This window comes from Mesorhizobium helmanticense (genome assembly GCF_003034915.1).
Classification (GTDB): Bacteria; Pseudomonadota; Alphaproteobacteria; order Rhizobiales; family Rhizobiaceae; genus Mesorhizobium; species Mesorhizobium helmanticense.
The window spans coordinates 32,551-50,187 of the sequence record NZ_PZJX01000047.1 but is presented as its reverse complement, the minus strand read 5'-3'; the positions used below and the strand labels follow the sequence as shown (position 1 = coordinate 50,187).

The window sequence follows — 17,637 nt, the reverse complement described above, 5'->3', positions numbered from 1 at the left end:
ACGGCGCGCAGGGCGCAAAGGAAAATGGACCGGGTCTCGCGGGCGCAACCGGGTTGCGCTGACACCGCCGAACTCTATATCCTTGATATCGGAGGTTTTTGGCCCGAATGACCAAGGCAGTCGATCCCGCGTCCCAGTCGCCCGTGCTTCAGTCGCCAGCACTCCAATCGCTTGATATGCGCTCGCGCGATATTTTCCGGCGCATCGTCGATTCCTATCTCAGGGACGGCGAACCGGTTGGCTCGCGCAGCCTGTCGCGCATCCTGCCGTCGTCGCTGTCGCCGGCCACCATCCGCAACGTGATGAGCGATCTCGAGCATCTCGGCCTGATCTATGCGCCGCATATCTCGGCCGGCCGGCTGCCGACGCAGGCGGGACTGCGCTTCTTCGTCGATGCCTTCATGGAGCTTGGCGACCTCTCCGACGAGGAGCGCCGCATCATCGAGGCGCAGGTGCGGGCTTCCGGTTCGGGCGCGACGCTGGAGCATATGCTCACCGAAGCCAGCCAGATGCTGTCCGGCATGTCGCGCGGCGCCGGCCTCGTGCTCGCCGCCAAGAACGAAGTGGCGCTGAAGCACATCGAATTCATCCAGCTCGAGCCGACCAAGGCGCTGGCCGTGCTCGTCTCGCAGAATGGCGATGTCGAAAACCGCGTCGTCGACCTGCCCGCCGGCATCACCATCTCGCAATTGCACGAGGCCTCGAACTTCCTCAACGCTCATATTCGCGGCCGCACGCTGGCCGAGGCACGCATCGAGATCGCCCGCATCAAGGAAGAGACGAGAGCCGCCCTCGACACGCTGTCGCAGGATCTGGTCGAGAAGGGCCTGGCGGTGTGGGCCGGCGCCGAAAGCGGCCTGCCGTCGCGGCTCATCGTACGCGGCCGCGCCAATCTCCTGGAAAACGTCACCGCCCAGGCCGACATCGAACTGCTCAGGCATCTGTTCGAGGACCTGGAAACGCAGGACGGGCTGATCCAGTTGCTCGACCTCGCCGAGGACGGGCCGGGCGTCCGCATCTTCATCGGCTCGGAAAACAAGCTGTTTTCGCTGTCGGGCTCGTCGCTGGTCGTCGCGCCCTATCGCGACAAGGACGCTCGCGTCATCGGTGCGCTTGGCGTGATCGGCCCGACCCGGCTGAACTATGCGCGCATAGTACCGATGGTCGACTATACGGCGCAGCTTATTTCCCGGATGCTGCGGTAAGGAGAAAACAATGGCGCTGGAATCATTCAAGGCCCAGATCAGCATGTTGCTGGAAGAAATGGTCAATCAGCCCGAGGATCAGCATGAGATCCAGGAGCAGTTGCGCGAAAAGCTGCGGGAAATGCGCGCCATGGGCCTGCCATTGCCGGATGACCTCGTCACGCTGGAAAAGCGCCTTGACGATGATTTTTACGCCGCGGGGATGTGAGGCAAGGGTCGAGCGCGGAACGGCTTCTGCCCGGGCATCGTTCTAACGCATGTCGCGCAAAAGTTGCATGTGGCGCAAAGTGTGTGCGGCGATGACGACATGCATGAAAGCAGGTTGACGCTGGAGGGCAGGATGATCCGATTTGCCGGTCTTGTGGGCGCCGTCCTGCTTGTTGCGACAGCCGCTTTTGCTCAGCAGGCGGCTGAGCCGCTGCTGAAAGGCGAAGCTGCCTTCGGCGACTGGCACGCCGACCGGCCGGGGGTGCGCCGCCTGATCCGGCCTGAGGACCTGCAGGCGCCATTCATTACCGAATCCGCCTCGAACGGCCCCGGCGTGGCGCAACGGCCCGAGGAAGCAAAGCCGATCCTGCCGCCGGGCTTTTCGGCGGAAATGATCGCCTCCGGCATCATCAATCCGCGCGTTGTCCGCGTCGCCCCCAACGGCGACGTGTTCGTGGCCAACAGCAATGACAACCAGATCCGCCTCTATCGCCTCGCCGAAGGCAGCGCGAGACCCGCCGAGAAGGCGATCTTCGCCAATAATCTCACCCGGCCCTATGGCATTGCCTTTTATCCCCCGGGCGACAATCCGCAGTGGGTCTATATCGCCAACAGCAACGGCGTCGTGCGCTTTGCCTATCGCAATGGTGACCTGAAAGCCCGGGGTGAGCCGGAGACCATCGTCGATAACATTCCCAGGAAGAACCATTGGACCCGCGACATTGCCTTCTCGCCGGACGGCAAGACGCTCTATTTCTCGGTCGGCTCCTACTCGAACGTGGGCGAGGAAGGCATGGGGAAGGAACCGGAAGGCGGCCTCGACGCCTGGATGAAGTCGAAGCCGCTGGGCGCGGCCTGGGGCATGGAGGATGGCCGCGCCGACGTGCTGGCCTTCGATCCGGACGGCAAGAACAGGCGTGTCGTGGCCACCGGCCTGCGCAATTGCGCGGGTATGACCATCCAGCCGGCGACGGGCGCCTTGTGGTGCGTCGTCAACGAGCGCGACTCGCTGGGCGACAACGTGCCGTTCGAATTTGCGACAACCATAAGGGAAGGCGGCTTCTACGGCTGGCCCTGGTACTATATCGGCAACAACGAGGATCCGCGCCGCAAGGGTGAGCGGCCCGACCTCGCCGGCAAGGCCATCGTTCCCGACGTGCTGATGCAGGCGCATTCGGCGCCGCTCAACATCGCCTTCTATGACGGCAAGAGCTTCCCACCCGACTATCAGGGGGATGCTTTCGTTGCCCTGCATGGTTCGTGGAACCGCGGCGTCAGGACCGGCTATAAGGTTGTCCGGCTGAAGTTCAGGGATGGCAAGCCGACCGGCGAATATGAGGATTTTATGACCGGCTTCGTCGTCTCGGATGAAGCGGTCTGGGGCCGCCCGGTCGGCGTGGCGGTGGCCAAAGACGGCGCGCTGATCGTCACCGAGGACGGTAGCGGCACCATCTGGCGCGTGACTTACGACGCCCACCGGTCTTGACCGGCGGTTTGCACCGCTGGTGCAATCGAATCCGGCCGTCAGCGAATTCACGCCAGCCCACCTTTGTGCGACAAGGCTAACCATGACCCTTGCCGGATTTCTCGCCTACAGTGCTGCCCTCGGCATTGCCGCCGCCATTCCCGGTCCAGGCGTCACCGCGCTGGTGGCGCGTGCGCTCGGCTCCGGCTTCCGCTCGTCGCTGGCGATGTCGTTCGGGCTGATGCTCGCCGATCTCATCTATCTAACCGCCGTGGTGCTCGGCCTCGCTTTTGTCGCGCAGACCTTCGGCATGGTGTTCCTGGCGATCAAATGGTTCGGCGTTGCCTATCTTGCCTTCCTCGGCTGGCGGTTCTGGACAAGCGGCATCACGCCCGAAACGGTCGAAGCCAAGAAGAGCAAGGGCGGGCTGGCATCGAGCTTCATCGCCGGCCTTGCCGTCACCCTCGGCAATCCTAAGACGATGATCTTCTACCTCGCCATCACCCCGACCATCGTCGATCTGAAGACCATCACGCTGGCCGATTACGGCATCCTCGTCGCGATCACGATGGTAGTGCTCCTGGTGGTGCTGGTGCCCTATCTGGCGCTGGCGGCCAAGGCGCGCTGGTTCCTGAAGTCGCCGCGGGCGCTTAAAGCCCTGAACCGCACCGCCGCCGGCTTCATGGTCGGGGCTGCTGCAGCGATCGCCGCCCGCCAGTAGGTGCATCGATATTCAGGTGAGGCCGGCCTGCGAATGCCGGCTTACTGCGCTTCCGGTGCTCACGTACCGAAAAGTACGCTCCGCTGCGGTTCTCGCAAGCCAGCATTTTCGGCTAGGCCTGACCTGAATCTCAATACACCTTGATGCGCAATCAGCTCTTATTCCGCCAAACCATTCCGAATGGAGGCCTCTCCCAGAAATGGTATTCCGGTGCGCAGCTGTTTTCAGCATGCGCCCCACTCGGATATTTTCGAGCCGCAGCCTATCTTGCGCGGTTGAAAGTCCTATTCTGTCCGCTGATGCCAATTGCCTGATCTGGGAGCGAAACCAATGAACAAGCCCGTCACCCCCGCCCGCGTGCCCGGCCGCGGCCGCGTCTTCAATTCGATCACCGAGACCATCGGCGACACGCCGCTGGTGCGGCTCGACAAATTCGCCAGGGAAAAGGGCGTCGTTGCCAACCTGCTCGCCAAGCTCGAATTCTTCAACCCGATCGCCTCGGTCAAGGATCGCATCGGCGTCGCCATGATCGAGGCGCTGGAGGCATCGGGCAAGATCGCGCCCGGCCGCACCACGCTGATCGAGCCGACCTCCGGCAATACCGGCATCGCGCTCGCCTTCGCCGCCGCCGCCAAGGGCTACAAGCTGATCCTGACCATGCCGGAGACGATGTCGGTCGAACGTCGCAAGATGCTGGCGCTGCTCGGCGCCGAGCTGGTGCTGACCGAAGGGCCGAAGGGCATGAAGGGCGCCATCGCCAAGGCCGACGAGCTGGCCGCGACCTTGCCCGACGCGGTCATCCCGCAGCAATTCGAGAATCCCGCCAATCCCGAAATCCACCGCCAGACCACGGCCGAGGAAATCTGGAACGACACCCATGGCGAGGTCGACATCTTCGTCGCCGGCATCGGCACCGGCGGCACCATCACCGGTGTCGGTCAGGTGTTGAAGAAGCGCAAGCCCACGGTGCATGTCGTCGCCGTCGAGCCGGAAGCCTCGCCGGTGCTGTCGGGCGGCCAGCCCGGTCCGCATAAGATCCAGGGCATCGGCGCCGGCTTTGCGCCAAAGATCCTCGACACCACGATCTATGACGAGATCGTCAAGGTCTCGAACGAGGATTCGGTCGCCAATGCCCGCCTCGTCGCCCGCCTCGAAGGCGTGCCGGTCGGCATCTCCTCGGGCGCCGCCCTGCAGGCGGCGATCGTCGTCGGCTCGCGGCCGGAGAACAAGGGCAAGACCCTGGTGGTCGTCATCCCATCCTTCGCCGAACGCTATCTCTCGACGATCCTCTTCGAAGGGCTGGGAGCGTAGGCCCCCGGCCTGCGTCAGTTCTCACCCAGCCCCGCCCGTTTCCCCTGCAGAAAGCGCCGCACGGCCGGGTCGCGCTCCAGGCCGATCGCCCGGTCATAGGCTTCGACTGCTCGCCGTTTTTCGCCGAGCCTGGCCAGCAATCCGGCGCGGGCGGCCCAATAAGGCTGGTAGTCGGCAAGCCGCTTGTCGTCACCCAGCACGTAGAGGGCTGCCAATCCCGCCGCCGCACCCTCGGCCTCGGCAATCGCCACGGCGCGATTGATCGACACCACCGGCGAGCCTGCGATCGAAAGCAACGCGTCGTAGAGTTCGCGGATCGCCAGCCAGTCGGTGCGATCGGTCAGCCGTCGCGCCGCATGGGCGGATTGCACAGCCGCTTCGAGCTGGTAACGGCCGACCATGCCCATGCTCGCGGCGCGCCGGAGCAGCGTTTCGGCTTCATCGATCAGAACGCCGTCCCAGAGCAATAAATCCTGCTCGGCCAGTGGCACATAGTCTCCGGCGGCATTACGCCGGGCCGCCCGCCGCGCCTCGGCAAACAGCATCAGCGCCAGCAGGCCGAGCGCTTCCGGCTCGTCCGGCATCAGCGAGGCCACCAGCCGGCCGAGCCAGATGCCTTCGGTCGCGAGGTTTCGGCGCTGCGTCTCGGTGCCGGCTGGATCGGACCAGCCCTCGGCAAAGGTCGCGTAGATCGCCTCTAGCACCGCATCCAGCCGCTCGCTGAGCTCGGCTCTTTCAGGCACACGGAAGGGAATGCCGGTCTCGCGGATGCGGGCCTTGGCGCGTACCAGGCGCTGGCCCATCGTCGCTGGCGACACCAGGAATGCCGAGGCGATCGTTGCCGCATCGAAGCCCAGGATGGTCTGCAGGATCAGCGGCGCGCGCACGCTGGCCTCGATCGCCGGATGGGCGCAGGCAAACATCAGCCTGAGCCGCTCATCGGGCAGGTCCTCTTCGGTCATGCGCGCCTCCATCTCTTCGGCGATCAGCCTGAGGTGGTCTCGCGCCGCCTCGCCGGTCAGCCGCCGCCTGACCGCGTCGACCCGACGTCGACGCGCCACCGCAAGCAGCCAAGCTTGCGGCTTCTCCGGCACGCCGGTTTGCGGCCAGCGTTCGAGCGCCGCCGCGAAGGCGTCCGCCAGCGCATCCTCCACGCCGGCCACGTCGCGTGTGCGGGCGGCGAGGAAGGCAACAAGCTTGCCGTAACTCTGCCGGGCGGCCGCCTCGGCCGCCGCCCGCGCGATCTCCGGGCGACTGTCCATCACCTGGTCACTTCTCGGACGGGTACTCGGTCATTTCCCAGATCGGCCGCACCTCGATCGTGCCGGCGCTGGCACCCGGGCAGCGAGCCGCCCAGGCGATTGCTGCATCGGCGTCCTCAGCCTCGATCATGTAGAAGCCGGCGAGCTGCTCCTTGGTGTCGGCATAGGGGCCGTCGAGCACATTGGTCTTGCCGTTGGCCATGCGCACCGCGGTGGCGGCCTGGGTCGGCTTCAGCCGGTCGCCGGCCAGCCACGCTCCGGATTTCTTCAACGCCTCGGTGTAGGCGCCATAGGCCGCGCTGATCTCGTAGGTCCTCTCGGTCGGCGCTGCCGCCATCGCGGCTTCGTTCGCGTAGATCAAAAGCATGTATCGCATGGTCTTCTCCCGTTTTTCGGAGGCCGCGTCATTGCCGGCCGAACCAATGTCGTGCGGCCGCGCCCGATTTCGACAGGCGCTGCAAAAATCTTTCGGCCCCGAAACCGTCTTGCGCAAGACGGCATCTCTCGCGACGTTCCTTAACCGTTGGTCTAATGCATGCAATTGCGGGTTGGCATTTCCCGGCCGCTGTCTAAACTCGCCTCGGCTCGCGCTGGGAGGCGGTGCGGTGACCACCATTTCAGGGAGGATATGATGCTCAATTTCAGGACGAAACTTGTTGCCGCCGGCGCCGTCGCGCTATCGCTTGGCCTGGGCGCGGTGCCGGCCAAAGCGCAGGAATTCATCAACGTGCTGACCGGCGGCACTTCCGGCGTCTATTATCCGCTCGGCGTCGCGCTGTCGGAAATCTACGGCAAGGGCATCGAGGGCGCCCGCACCCAGGTGCAGGCGACGAAGGCCTCGGTCGAAAACCTCAACCTGCTGCAGCAAGGCAAGGGTGAGATCGCCTTTGCGCTCGGCGATTCGGTCAAGCTGGCGGCCGAGGGCAACACCGAGGCCGGCTACCCCGGCAAGCTCGACAAGTTGCGCGGCATCGCCGCCATCTATCCCAATTACATCCAGATCGTCGCCAGCAAGGAGTCCGGCATCAAGACGCTCGCCGACCTCAGGGGCAAGAGCCTGTCGGTCGGCGCGCCGGCCTCCGGCACCGAGCTCAACGCCCGCGCCATCTTCGCCGCCGCCGGGTTGAAATACGAGGATCTCGGCCGGGTCGAATATCTGCCCTTTGCCGAATCGGTCGAGCTGATCAAGAACCGCCAGCTCGACGCCACGCTGCAATCGGCCGGCCTCGGCGTCGCCTCGATCCGCGACCTCGCCACCTCGCTGCCGATCAACGTCGTTGCCGTGCCGGCTCAGGATGTCGCCAAGATCGGCTCGCCCTATCTTGCGGTGGTCATCCCCAAGGGCACCTATGAAGGCCAGGACGAGGATGTGGCGACCGCCGCCGTCGGCAATTTCCTCATCACCCGCGCCGATGTCTCCGACGACACCGCCTACCAGATGACCAAGCTGATGTTCGAGCACCTCGACCAGCTTGCCGCCGCCCACGCCGCCGCCAAGGCGATCGACCCGGCCAAGGCGCTCGACGGCATGCCGGTGCCGCTGCACCCCGGCGCGGAGCGGTACTACAAGGAGAAGGGGCTCATCAAGTAAGGCGCTTCCCTCCCCCTTGAGGGGAGGGTGGCCCGCAGGGCCGGGTGGGGTCCTCGGCCAAGCGCTCGACCTTTTGACACAGGTCGAGGTGGGGGTCAGTAGAGGCCGCGCACTGCCGCAACGACCCCACCCGTCCACCCGCCTTCGGCGGCTGTCCACCCTCCCCTCAAGGGGGAGGGGAACCCCGCCAGGAGCCGCCAATGACCATCACCGAAAACGCCGTTGAAGAAGAACCCCTCGAAGGCCTGCCACCGGGCTTCGGCGAAGGCTCTGCCGGCAAGGCGGCCTTCCTCATCGCCATCGCCTTTTCCGTCTTCCAGATCTACATCGCCGCCTATGGCAGCATTCCGAGCCAGGTGGTGCGCGCCATGCATGTCGGCTTCCTGCTGCTGCTCGGCTTTGCCCTGATCGCCAATCTGCGCGCCAAAAGCGTGCCGGCGAAAGCTGCGTTCTGGACGCTTGGCGTGCTCGGCTTCGGCACCGGCCTCTACAATTGGGTGTTTTACACCGACCTGATCCGCCGCTCGGGCTTCCTCACCACGCCGGACCTGATCATCGGCACGCTGCTGGTGGTGCTGGTCTTTGAGGCGGCGCGCCGGCTGATGGGGCTGCCGCTGGCGGTCATCGCCTTCATCTTCCTCGCCTATTGCTTCGTCGGCAATCATTTGCCGGCGCCCTTCATCCATCGCGGCTATGACTTCGCCCAGCTCGTCGACACCTTCGCCTTTGGCACCGAAGGCATTTACGGCACGCCGATCTATGTCTCGGCCGCCTATATCTTCATCTTCGTCGTCTTCGCCGCCTTTCTCGAACGCGCCGGCATGATCGCGCTGTTCAACGATTTCGCCCTTGGCCTGGTCGGCTCGTGGCGTGGTGGCCCGGCGCAGGTCTGCGTGCTTTCCTCGGCGCTGATGGGCACCATCTCAGGTTCTGGCGTCGCCAATGTCGTGGCCAGCGGCCAGTTCACCATTCCTTTGATGAAGCGCTTCGGCTTCCGCCCGGCTTTCGCCGGCGCAGTCGAGGCCACCTCCTCGATGGGCGGCCAGATCATGCCGCCGGTGATGGGCGCGGTCGCCTTCATCATGGCCGAGACGCTGAACATCCCCTATGCCGAAGTGGTCAAGGCGGCGATCATCCCGGCGTTGCTCTATTTCGGCGCCTGTTTCTGGCAGGTGCATCTGGAAGCCGGCAAGGCCGGCTTGCACGGCATGGCCAAGGCCGACCTGCCCAATCCATGGGACGCGGTCAGACAACACTGGCCGCTGGTGCTGCCGCTGGCGGCACTGATCTATCTGTTGTTCGCCGGCTACACGCCGATCTTCGCCGGCACCATGGGCCTGGCGCTGACCATCGTGCTGATCCTCGGTACGCCGCTGGCGGCACTGATCGGCCCGCTTGCCTTCCGCATCGTCTTCTGGCTGGCGCTCGGGCTTGCCGCCGCCTCGTTCATGAAGTTCGGCGTCAACATTCTCGCTGTGGTGATCGTCGCGCTCATTGCTGCCTGCTTCACCTTCAAGGGCGGGCGCGAGACGCTGCGGATCTGTATCGACTCGCTTGCCGAAGGCGCAAAGAACGCGCTGCCGGTCGGCATCGCCTGCGCCATCGTCGGCATCGTCATCGGTACGCTGACGCTCACTGGCATTGCGTCGACCTTCATCGGCTGGATCATCTCCATCGGCGAGAACAATTTGTTCCTGTCGCTGCTGCTGACCATGCTCACCTGCCTGGTGCTCGGCATGGGCATCCCGACCATTCCCAACTACATCATCACCTCGTCGCTGGCCGGCCCAGCCCTTTTGTCGCTTGGCGTGCCGCTGGTGGTCAGCCACATGTTCGTCTTCTATTTCGGCATCATGGCCGACCTCACCCCGCCGGTGGCGCTGGCCGCCTTTGCCGCCGCACCCATGGCCAAGGAGAGCGGCCTCAAGATCGGCATCCAGGCCACCAAGCTCGCCATCGCCGGCTTCGTCGTTCCCTTCATGGCGGTCTACACTCCGGCCCTGATGCTGCAGGATGCCGGCCCGCTCGCCGCTCAGTTCGGCTATCCCGTCGAAGTCGCCTATATCGTCGTCAAGGCCTGCATGGGCATCGTGCTCTGGGGCGCCGCCGCCGTCGGCTTCCTCGCCCGGCGCATGGCCTTGTGGGAACGCCTGGTCGCCTTCGCCGCCGGTGTGCTGCTGGTCGCGGCGCTGCCGCTCACCGACGAGGCCGGCTGGGCGCTCGCTGTCATATGGATCGGCTGGCATTGTTGGCGCGCGCGGCAGGCATCTGTCGCCGATACTGCATGAGCCTCTGCATCCTGGCCGCCGGCAAGACGGTGACGCTTTCTGTCGCCGCCTTCACGCTGTCCTGGACGCATTCGGTGGAAAGGACGCGCTGGCAGGAGGACTGGAGCGTGCTGCCGTCCGGCCTGCAGGTCGTCGAGGCGCGGGTCAAGGGATCGGGCGCCGGCATGGAGCCGCCGGAAGGCGCGGTGCTGAGAGACGGCTGGTGGGCCTATGTGCCAAAGATCGGCATTCAGCCCCGTGTCGTGCTCGCCGCCTCCGGCGCGACCGGCGAAGGCTGGACACTGTGCACGGTTGAGGGCTGCCGGGAGTTGGGCAAGGCGGCCGGCGACACGATCGTGCTGGAGCCGTGCGCTGCGGACGGTTCGAACCAGCCGCGATAGCGTACGACCGTTCCGGCTGCGGGTACCACCCACCCGCCATGTCGGGCCTGATGGAAGCCCTGCATGGATCGGACGTCAGCCGATCAGCCGCCCTCTCAGCTCGGCCGAAGGGATATCGCAACTGTCCTTCCGGCCGAACAGGGCATAACGGTTTTTGGCGATGCGATCGTAGAGCCAGTCGCGAAACCCGCGCGGCAGCAGGAGCAAGAGTTTCGCGGCCCGCCATGGCCAGCCCAGTTCGGCCATGACGGCGACGAAACTGTCCAGCCGCGTGAAGGCGGCGCCATCGATGGTGACCAGATTGGTCTCGTAGCTGTCGGTCCGCAGCCCGTATTTCCTGAACAGCGCTTCGCCGAGCGGCGACTGCGCCGTGGCGAAACGGAAGCGGCGCTTGCGGTCGAGCCTGACGACCACGCGCACGAAGCCTGAGCAAAGCACGCAGACGCCGTCGAAAACGATCAGCGGCGGATTTGCCTTTAGGGAGAGTGGTTGGGAAGCAGGGGTCGGTTCGGGCAGGTCGGTCATGTTGGCCCCGGCTGGTGGCGTCTCACGACACTAAGCCAGCCGACGGCGTCGTTAAAGTCCTGGCGTTGTCGCGCGCCGTCTGTCGGCCAGCGCGGGGCGCTCGACGCGGTAGGTGGTTGCGCGATGGTTTGCGGCCGGCCTGCAGATCCGGCTGTCATGACGGCTTTCGAAGGTCATCATCAGTGCACGCTGATGCCAAGCGAGTTGCCGCGACGGGCGCAAGCCGGGCCGGGGCCGCGCATGTAGTAGCGCTCCGGCCGATAGGTCGGCGCGACGAATTCGCGGATGGCGGCGGCATAGCCGATAAGGTGCGTCAAGAAGTTCATTTTACCTGTCCCTGTCCCTGTTTCGGATGTCCCTTCCGAATTGCGGGCATCATAGCGTCGAGGCGTGAATAGTCGGTGAACGTGATGTTAATTTTTGGTCCGAAATGCCTTGGTTCGTGGCTGGAATGCGGCTGATTCGGGGTCTTTCCATGCGGTTTGTCGACATTCCGCCCACTGTGACTTTTGCATCACATATGTTTCGTTTGGATGTCGCTTAAGCGCGGTTCTGTTTCAACCGCCGACCGCCTCGCGAAATTTCCGTGCGTGCGCAGGGAAAGCCAGGAACCCGTCCGGTATCAGCACGTTGATCGAACAAGCCGGAACGAGCCGGCCTCGCAGGCGGCAGCCTTCCGACCGGAGCTGCCGCCGGATTTCACACAGCAAGAGCAATGGAAGGCAAAAGCCATGGGCTTCTTTTCGAAAGACATCAAGACACTGGACGACCTGTTCGTACACACGCTGCGCGACATCTATTATGCCGAAAAGCAGATCGAGAAATCCTTGCCGAAGATGATCGACAAGGCGACAGATACGCAATTGAAGGCAGGTTTCGAGAAGCATCTCGATCAGACCAAAGGCCACATCGAGCGCGTCGAGCAGGTCTTTGAATTGCATGGCGTGAAGGCCAAGACCGTCAACTGCCCGGCCATTGATGGCATTCTCGAAGAAGCCGACGAAGTCAGTGGCGACATCGATGACAAGGAGGTTCTCGATGCCGCCTTGATCGCCTCGGCGCAGGCCGTCGAGCACTATGAGATGACCCGCTACGGCACGCTGATCGCCTGGGCCAAACAGCTCGGCCGCAGCGACTGCGCCAATGTGCTGGCCAAGAATCTGAAGGAAGAGCAGGCGACGGACCGTAAGCTCACCGAAATGGCGGAAAGCAAGATCAACCTGCAAGCCGCCGAATAGTGGATCGACGAGGCGAGGCGGGCGCCTAAAGCGCGTGCGGCGCGCTTTAGGTTCTTGTTTTGATGCATGTCGTTACCGCAAAACCGCTGCGCACTTTTGCGCGACAGGCATTAGAACCGCCGACCTCGCCTTCGCGGTGGGGAACCGGGATCGGGTGTCGCTCGTTCTCGGTTGAATCCACATCGCAGAGGGAGTTCGTCATGGCGCCGCGCCCAGCCTGGAAAGGCTATCTGAAACTTTCATTGGTGACCTGCGCCATCGAACTGACCAATGTCGTCACCCATACCGAAAAGGTTTCCTTCCGCATCCTCAATCGCAAGACCGGTAATACGGTCAAGCGCATCTATGTCGATGCCGAGACCGGCAAGCCGCTGGAAGAGGGCGACGAGATCAAGGGCTACGAGGTTGGCAACGGCGAGTTCATCCACATCGAGGAGGATGAGATCGAGGCGGTGCAGATCGAGTCCTCGCACACGATGAGCCTCGATGGTTTCGTCGAAAAGTCCTCGATCCAGCAGATCTATCTCGACACGCCCTATTATGTATCGCCCGCCGACAAAGTGTCCGAGGAGGCCTTTGCCGTCATCCGGGACGCCATGGCCGCGGAGAAGAAGGCAGGGCTTGCCCGCCTCGTGCTCTACAGTCGAGAACGCCCTGTGGTCGTCGAGCCTCTCGGCAAGGGCATGGTGCTGACCACCTTGCGTTACGGAGACACCGTGCGGCAGCCAGACAGCGTCTTCGGTGATATCAAGGCGACGAAGACCGAGGGCGAGATGATCGAGCTGGCCGAGCACATCATTGATAAGAAGAAAGCAAAATTCGATCCCTCGAAATTCGACGACAGATACGAGGATGCGCTGCTCGAACTGATCCGCGCCAAGAAGGCGGGCAGGAAGGCGCCGAAAGCCAAGGCAGCGCCGAAGCCGTCAAACGTGGTCAACCTGTTCGATGCGCTGAAGAAGAGCCTGTCGTCGGGCGACGGGGCAAAACCACCGGCAAAAGCCAGATCGCAGGCCAAACGCGCGAAACCGAAAGCCGCCGCCCGGCGCAAATCGGCGTAGGATTTCGGCATGGCAGGGCTCGAACAATATAACGCCAAGCGCGATTTCAAGAAGACGGCGGAGCCGGCCGGCAAGGTCGCGCGCGGTGGGGAAGGCCAGGCCGGCGGCATTTTCGTCATCCACAAACATGCCGCCACAAGGCTGCACTATGACCTTCGTCTCGAACACGACGGCGTGCTGTGGAGCTGGGCGGTGACGCGCGGCCCGAGCCTCGACCCGCACGAGAAGCGGCTGGCCGTGCATGTCGAGGACCATCCGATCGACTATGCACCTTTTGAAGGCACCATTCCCAAGGGCGAATATGGTGGCGGCACCGTCATCGTCTGGGACGAGGGCACCTGGACGCCGGAGAGCGACCCGGCCAAGGCGATGAAGAAGGGCCATATCAGCTTCGAGCTTGAGGGCCACAAACTGCATGGCCTGTGGCATCTGGTGCGGCTGAAGCCGCGTTCGGGCGAAAAGCGCGACAACTGGCTGCTGATCAAGTCCAGCGATGCCGCGGCACGCCCCGGCGAGGACATCCTTGAGGACGCGCCGCAATCGGTGAAGTCGGGCCTGACGATCGAAGAGGTCGCAAAAGGCAAGACCGCCGACGGCAGGAAGCCGAAGGTCTGGCATTCCAACAAGCCGGCGGCCGGCAAAAAGGCCAAGGCAGCGACGCGGCTCGACTTCATCGAGCCATGCCTGGCGACGCTGGAAAGGGATGCCCCGGCCGGCGAGGAATGGCTGCACGAGGTGAAGTTCGACGGCTACCGCATACAGGCGCAGCTTGCCGGCACCGAGGTGCGGCTGCTGACCCGCACCGGTCTCGACTGGACCGCGAAATTCGGCGGCGAGATCGTCGCGGAACTTGGGCGCCTGAAATGCACCGACGCCATCATCGACGGCGAGATCGTCGTGCTCGCCGATAGTGGCGTTTCTTCCTTCGCGCTGCTGCAGGCGGATCTGTCGGCGCGCCGCACCAACCGGTTTCTCTACTACGTCTTCGATCTGATGCGGCTTGACGGGCAGGATCTGCGCGCCGAGCCGCTGGTCGAACGCAAGCAGGCCTTGCTGGAATTGCTCGGCAAGCAGCCGGACAATCCGGCGGTGCGCTTCAGCGATCATTTCGCCGAACCCGGCAAGGTCATGCTGCAGCACGCCTGCCGCATGGGGCTGGAAGGCATCGTCTCCAAGCGCGCCGACGCGCCCTATCGCAGCGGCCGCGTTCTCACCTGGGTGAAGTCGAAATGCACGTTGCGCCAGGAATTCGTCATCGGCGGCTATCTGCCGTCGGACAAGACCGGACGCGGCCTGCGCTCGCTGCTGGTCGGCTATCACGAGCGCGGCAAACTGCACTATGCCGGCCGCGTCGGCACCGGCTTTTCAGTCAGGACGGCAGCCGATCTGAAGAAAAAGCTCGACGCGCTGAAGGCGACGGCCTCGCCCTTTGCTGCCGCCGTGCCGAAGGGCAAGGGGCTGGTCTGGGTGAAGCCGGAGCTGGTCGGCGAAGTGGAGTTCCGCAGCTGGACCTCGGACCGTATAATACGCCATGCCTCGTTCCAGGGATTGCGCGAGGACAAGCCGGCGGAGGAAGTCGTGCAGGAAAAGCCGAAAGCATCGACAGACAAGGCAGCGACCAAAGACAAGGCAGAGAAGGCAACGCCCGCCACGGCGAAATCCGCAGGGTCGGCGAAATCCACAGGTGCGGTAAAAACCGACGTAAAGCTCTCCCATCCGGACAAGCTTTTGTGGCCGGAGGAAAAAATATCGAAGCAGGATCTGCTCGAGCACTACGCTCTGGTCTGGCCGCGCATGCAGCAATTCATTGTCAACCGGCCGCTCAGCCTGGTGCGGGCGCCGGACGGCATTGGCGGCCAGCGCTTCTTCCAGAAGCATGCCTCGGCCGGCATGCATGACAAGATCGCCAGGATGAAGGATCCGACGGACGGCGAGGAAATCTTATTCATCAGGGATTTCGACGGCGTCGCTGCTTTGGTCCAGTATGGCGTGGTCGAGATCCACATCTGGGGCTGCACAACTGACGAGCTGGAAAAACCGGACCAGATCGTCTTCGACCTCGATCCCGACGAAGGCGTCGATGTGAAAGCCGTGCGCGCGGCGGCGCTCGACATCCACGGTCAGCTCGACGAACTGTCACTGCCGAATTTCGTCAAGACATCCGGCGGCAAGGGCTACCATGTCGTCGTGCCGCTGAAACCGTCGGCGGATTGGGACGAGGTGAAGACCTTTGCCCATGATTTCGCCCGCGCGCTGGAGCAGGCCGCACCCGACCGCTACACGGCGACGCTGTCAAAGAAGGCGCGCACCGGAAAAATCTTCGTCGACTATCTGCGCAACGGCCGCGGCTCGACCACGGTGGCGCCCTATTCGTCGCGCGCCAAGAAAGGGGCGACGGTATCGATGCCGGTAACCTGGCCGGAGATCGAGAAGGGGCTGGCGCCGAACGCTTTTCCCCTTGGCGACAAGACGACGCTGAAGCGACTCGGTGAGGCCGATCCGTGGAAGGATTTTTTCAAGATGGGCAAGTTGCTGAAACGGGGCTGATCCTCCACGATTTCGTCTTCCTGGGGTCTTCGCGACGGAGCTTCGCTCCTGCTTCGCCCCAGGATGACGAAGGTGGGGCGCGCGCCCCGCAAACTACGCCAGAAATACCTTCTCGAAAGCCTGCCTTCCCATCGGCGAAAACACCACCGCACGGCTGTCCTTCTCCCGCCTCGCCCATTTCTCAGTGAGGATCTTGTCGAGGATGGCAGCGCCCAGCGTACCGGCCAGATGCGAGCGGCGCACGCTCCAGTCGAGGCAGGCGCGGCACACCGGTCGCCGCGGCTTGTCATGGACGACAATGCCGATCGCGGCGAAATGTGACGCGGCAGACGGGCCGAGCCTGATCTCCTTGTCCTCGCGCAGGAGCACCTTTCTGTCGACGAGACGGTCGAGCATCGCCACCGCCTGTTCGCCGGCAAGATGATCGTAGCAGACCCGCGCCACGCGCATGGCCGCGTCGCGCGGTCCCGGCCGCACCCGCTTTGGGCCAACGGCTTCCGCCACGCCGGTGATGGCCTCGATCATGCCGGCCACCTGCGGCCCGGCGAGGCCGTAATAACGGTGCCGCCCTTGGCTTGCCAAAGTCAGCAATCCGCCCTCCATCAGTTTCGACAGATGCGATGAGGCGGTCGGCAGCGACACGCCGGCCTCCAGCGCCAGTTCGCTCGCCGTCAGCGCCGTGCCGCCCATCAGTGCGGAGAGCATGTTTGCCCGCGCCGGATCGCCGACCAGGCTGGCGATGCGGGCTATGTCGGGTCCTTCACGCATAGTTCGTTCCTCATCGAAGCATTCTAGTCAGGTAACCACTATTCTCCGGGGAGATCAAGGAGACGACGATGACCGCAACAACCGCTTCACCCCCTTCAGCCGTCACCTTTTCCGGTCGCCTGCTGTTCCCGTTCCTGCGCCGATTGCGCTTGCGGTTGGTGGCGAGTTGGTATGATCGCCATTTGCAGCGCCTCGACCTCGCCGAGATCGACGAACACCTGCTGCGCGACCTCGGCCTGACACGAGAAGACGTGCGCCGCGAATGCGCGAAATCCTTCTGGCAGAGATGACCGGCCAAGGGATTGCCTAGCACACCGATCCGCAGGACGTTTCGACCTCGATCGAACTATCAATGAACACGACACCCACCTGCCAGAGGAGGCAAGAAATGACCATCACCTGCTTCATCCGTTATGAGATCGACCCGTTCGGCAAGGCGGCGTTCGAGGAATATGCCCGCAACTGGGGTCAGGCCATTCCGCGCTGTGGCGCCGACCTGATCGGCTATTTCGCGCCGCATGAAGGCTCGGCCACCACTGCCTACGCCGCCTACAATATCGACAGCCTCGCCGCCTACGAAGCCTACCGCGCCAGGCTTGCCGCCGACCCGGCCGGCAAGGCAAACTATGAATTCGCCCGGCGTGAGAAATTCATCCTGAAGGAGGATCGCATGTTCCTTAAGCTCGCCTCCGGCCCGCACGCAAAGCTGATCAAGCCATGATCGCCGTCATCTTCGAGGTCGAGCCGGCGGCAGGCAAGCGCGATGCCTATCTCGGCATCGCCGCCGAGCTGCGTCCGCTGCTCGACGGCATCGACGGTTTCATCTCGATCGAGCGCTTCCAGAGTCTTGTCGATCCGGACAAGATCCTGTCGCTGTCGTTCTGGCGCGACGAGGACGCGGTGAAAGCCTGGCGCAACACCGAGGAGCACCGGCAGGCGCAGAAGGCCGGGCGCGGCGGTATCTTTGCCGGCTACCGTTTGCGCATCGCCCATGTCCTGCGCGACTACGGCCTCACCGAACGCGCCGAAGCGCCGGCGGACAGCCGGGCGTTGCATGGGTGAGCCGCT

19 protein-coding genes are annotated in these 17,637 nt (G+C 63.9%); 14 read left to right on the top strand and 5 right to left on the bottom strand.

Going from position 1 to position 17,637, the window contains the following annotated elements; genetic code table 11:
- The first annotated feature begins 107 nt into the window (after positions 1 to 107).
- From hrcA to cysK, 5 genes are all read left to right on the top strand, one after another.
- Entirely contained in the window at positions 108 to 1,205 is a 1,098-nt protein-coding gene (gene hrcA / locus C9427_RS25445) for a heat-inducible transcriptional repressor HrcA (protein ID WP_107651830.1), read from the top strand.
- A 10-nt stretch (positions 1,206 to 1,215) separates the two neighbouring features.
- Complete coding sequence (locus tag C9427_RS25440; RefSeq protein ID WP_107651829.1) at positions 1,216 to 1,413, top strand: hypothetical protein; 198 nt, start codon at positions 1,216 to 1,218, stop codon at positions 1,411 to 1,413.
- 132 nt (positions 1,414 to 1,545) lie between these two features.
- Entirely contained in the window at positions 1,546 to 2,898 is a 1,353-nt protein-coding gene (locus tag C9427_RS25435) for a PQQ-dependent sugar dehydrogenase (protein WP_107651981.1), read from the top strand.
- Between the two features lie 82 nt (positions 2,899 to 2,980).
- On the top strand, positions 2,981 to 3,598 hold the full coding sequence (locus tag C9427_RS25430) for a LysE family translocator (protein WP_107651828.1): 618 nt from the start codon (positions 2,981 to 2,983) through the stop codon (positions 3,596 to 3,598).
- A gap of 330 nt (positions 3,599 to 3,928) precedes the next feature.
- Positions 3,929 to 4,909, top strand: a complete 981-nt coding sequence (gene cysK, locus C9427_RS25425) for a cysteine synthase A (protein WP_107651827.1) — start codon at positions 3,929 to 3,931, stop codon at positions 4,907 to 4,909.
- Positions 4,910 to 4,923: 14 nt separating this feature from the next.
- Here cysK and C9427_RS25420 read toward each other — a convergent pair whose 3' ends face one another.
- Together C9427_RS25420 and C9427_RS25415 are read right to left on the bottom strand one after the other, a co-directional pair.
- Positions 4,924 to 6,171 carry an RNA polymerase sigma factor gene (locus C9427_RS25420; RefSeq protein ID WP_107651826.1) on the bottom strand — a complete coding sequence of 416 codons (1,248 nt, stop codon included), beginning with the start codon at positions 6,169 to 6,171 and terminating at the stop codon, positions 4,924 to 4,926.
- Between the two features lie 7 nt (positions 6,172 to 6,178).
- Positions 6,179 to 6,547, bottom strand: a complete 369-nt coding sequence (locus C9427_RS25415) for a YciI family protein (RefSeq protein ID WP_107651980.1) — start codon at positions 6,545 to 6,547, stop codon at positions 6,179 to 6,181.
- 255 nt (positions 6,548 to 6,802) lie between these two features.
- Here C9427_RS25415 and C9427_RS25410 point away from each other — a divergent pair, with 255 nt between their 5' ends.
- From C9427_RS25410 to C9427_RS25400, 3 genes are all read left to right on the top strand, one after another.
- The gene (locus C9427_RS25410) at positions 6,803 to 7,762 is read left to right on the top strand and encodes a TAXI family TRAP transporter solute-binding subunit (RefSeq protein WP_107651979.1); all 960 of its coding nucleotides are present in this window, start codon (positions 6,803 to 6,805) and stop codon (positions 7,760 to 7,762) included.
- Positions 7,763 to 7,962: 200 nt separating this feature from the next.
- Entirely contained in the window at positions 7,963 to 10,050 is a 2,088-nt protein-coding gene (locus tag C9427_RS25405; RefSeq protein WP_107651825.1) for a TRAP transporter permease, read from the top strand.
- Positions 10,047 to 10,430: a DUF1850 domain-containing protein gene (locus C9427_RS25400; RefSeq protein WP_107651824.1), complete on the top strand. Its 384-nt coding sequence runs from the start codon at positions 10,047 to 10,049 to the stop codon at positions 10,428 to 10,430. The genes C9427_RS25405 and C9427_RS25400 overlap by 4 nt, the downstream gene beginning before the upstream one ends.
- 75 nt (positions 10,431 to 10,505) lie before the next feature.
- Here the strand turns inward: C9427_RS25400 and C9427_RS25395 are convergent, their stop codons facing one another.
- Together C9427_RS25395 and C9427_RS25390 are read right to left on the bottom strand one after the other, a co-directional pair.
- Positions 10,506 to 10,955: a thiol-disulfide oxidoreductase DCC family protein gene (locus C9427_RS25395; RefSeq protein WP_107651823.1), complete on the bottom strand. Its 450-nt coding sequence runs from the start codon at positions 10,953 to 10,955 to the stop codon at positions 10,506 to 10,508.
- A 179-nt stretch (positions 10,956 to 11,134) separates the two neighbouring features.
- Positions 11,135 to 11,281, bottom strand: a complete 147-nt coding sequence (locus C9427_RS25390) for a hypothetical protein (protein ID WP_107651822.1) — start codon at positions 11,279 to 11,281, stop codon at positions 11,135 to 11,137.
- 405 nt (positions 11,282 to 11,686) lie between these two features.
- Between C9427_RS25390 and C9427_RS25385 the strand changes: the two genes are divergently transcribed.
- The 3 genes from C9427_RS25385 (at position 11,687) to ligD (ending at position 15,801) form a co-directional block, all read left to right on the top strand.
- Positions 11,687 to 12,193: a YciE/YciF ferroxidase family protein gene (locus C9427_RS25385; protein ID WP_107651821.1), complete on the top strand. Its 507-nt coding sequence runs from the start codon at positions 11,687 to 11,689 to the stop codon at positions 12,191 to 12,193.
- 200 nt (positions 12,194 to 12,393) lie between these two features.
- On the top strand, positions 12,394 to 13,254 hold the full coding sequence (gene ku / locus C9427_RS25380) for a non-homologous end joining protein Ku (protein ID WP_107651820.1): 861 nt from the start codon (positions 12,394 to 12,396) through the stop codon (positions 13,252 to 13,254).
- A gap of 9 nt (positions 13,255 to 13,263) precedes the next feature.
- Positions 13,264 to 15,801: a DNA ligase D gene (ligD, locus tag C9427_RS25375; protein WP_107651819.1), complete on the top strand. Its 2,538-nt coding sequence runs from the start codon at positions 13,264 to 13,266 to the stop codon at positions 15,799 to 15,801.
- Positions 15,802 to 15,894: 93 nt separating this feature from the next.
- Here ligD and C9427_RS25370 read toward each other — a convergent pair whose 3' ends face one another.
- Positions 15,895 to 16,569: an ArsR/SmtB family transcription factor gene (locus C9427_RS25370; protein ID WP_107651818.1), complete on the bottom strand. Its 675-nt coding sequence runs from the start codon at positions 16,567 to 16,569 to the stop codon at positions 15,895 to 15,897.
- Positions 16,570 to 16,637: 68 nt separating this feature from the next.
- On the opposite strand from C9427_RS25370, the gene C9427_RS25365 reads away from it, so the two are divergent.
- From C9427_RS25365 to C9427_RS25355, 3 genes are all read left to right on the top strand, one after another.
- Positions 16,638 to 16,859, top strand: a complete 222-nt coding sequence (locus C9427_RS25365; protein ID WP_107651817.1) for a DUF1127 domain-containing protein — start codon at positions 16,638 to 16,640, stop codon at positions 16,857 to 16,859.
- Positions 16,860 to 16,957: 98 nt separating this feature from the next.
- Positions 16,958 to 17,290 carry an NIPSNAP family protein gene (locus C9427_RS25360; RefSeq protein ID WP_107651816.1) on the top strand — a complete coding sequence of 111 codons (333 nt, stop codon included), beginning with the start codon at positions 16,958 to 16,960 and terminating at the stop codon, positions 17,288 to 17,290.
- Complete coding sequence (locus C9427_RS25355) at positions 17,287 to 17,631, top strand: antibiotic biosynthesis monooxygenase family protein (protein WP_107651815.1); 345 nt, start codon at positions 17,287 to 17,289, stop codon at positions 17,629 to 17,631. The genes C9427_RS25360 and C9427_RS25355 overlap by 4 nt, the downstream gene beginning before the upstream one ends.
- Positions 17,632 to 17,637: the final 6 nt, after the last annotated feature.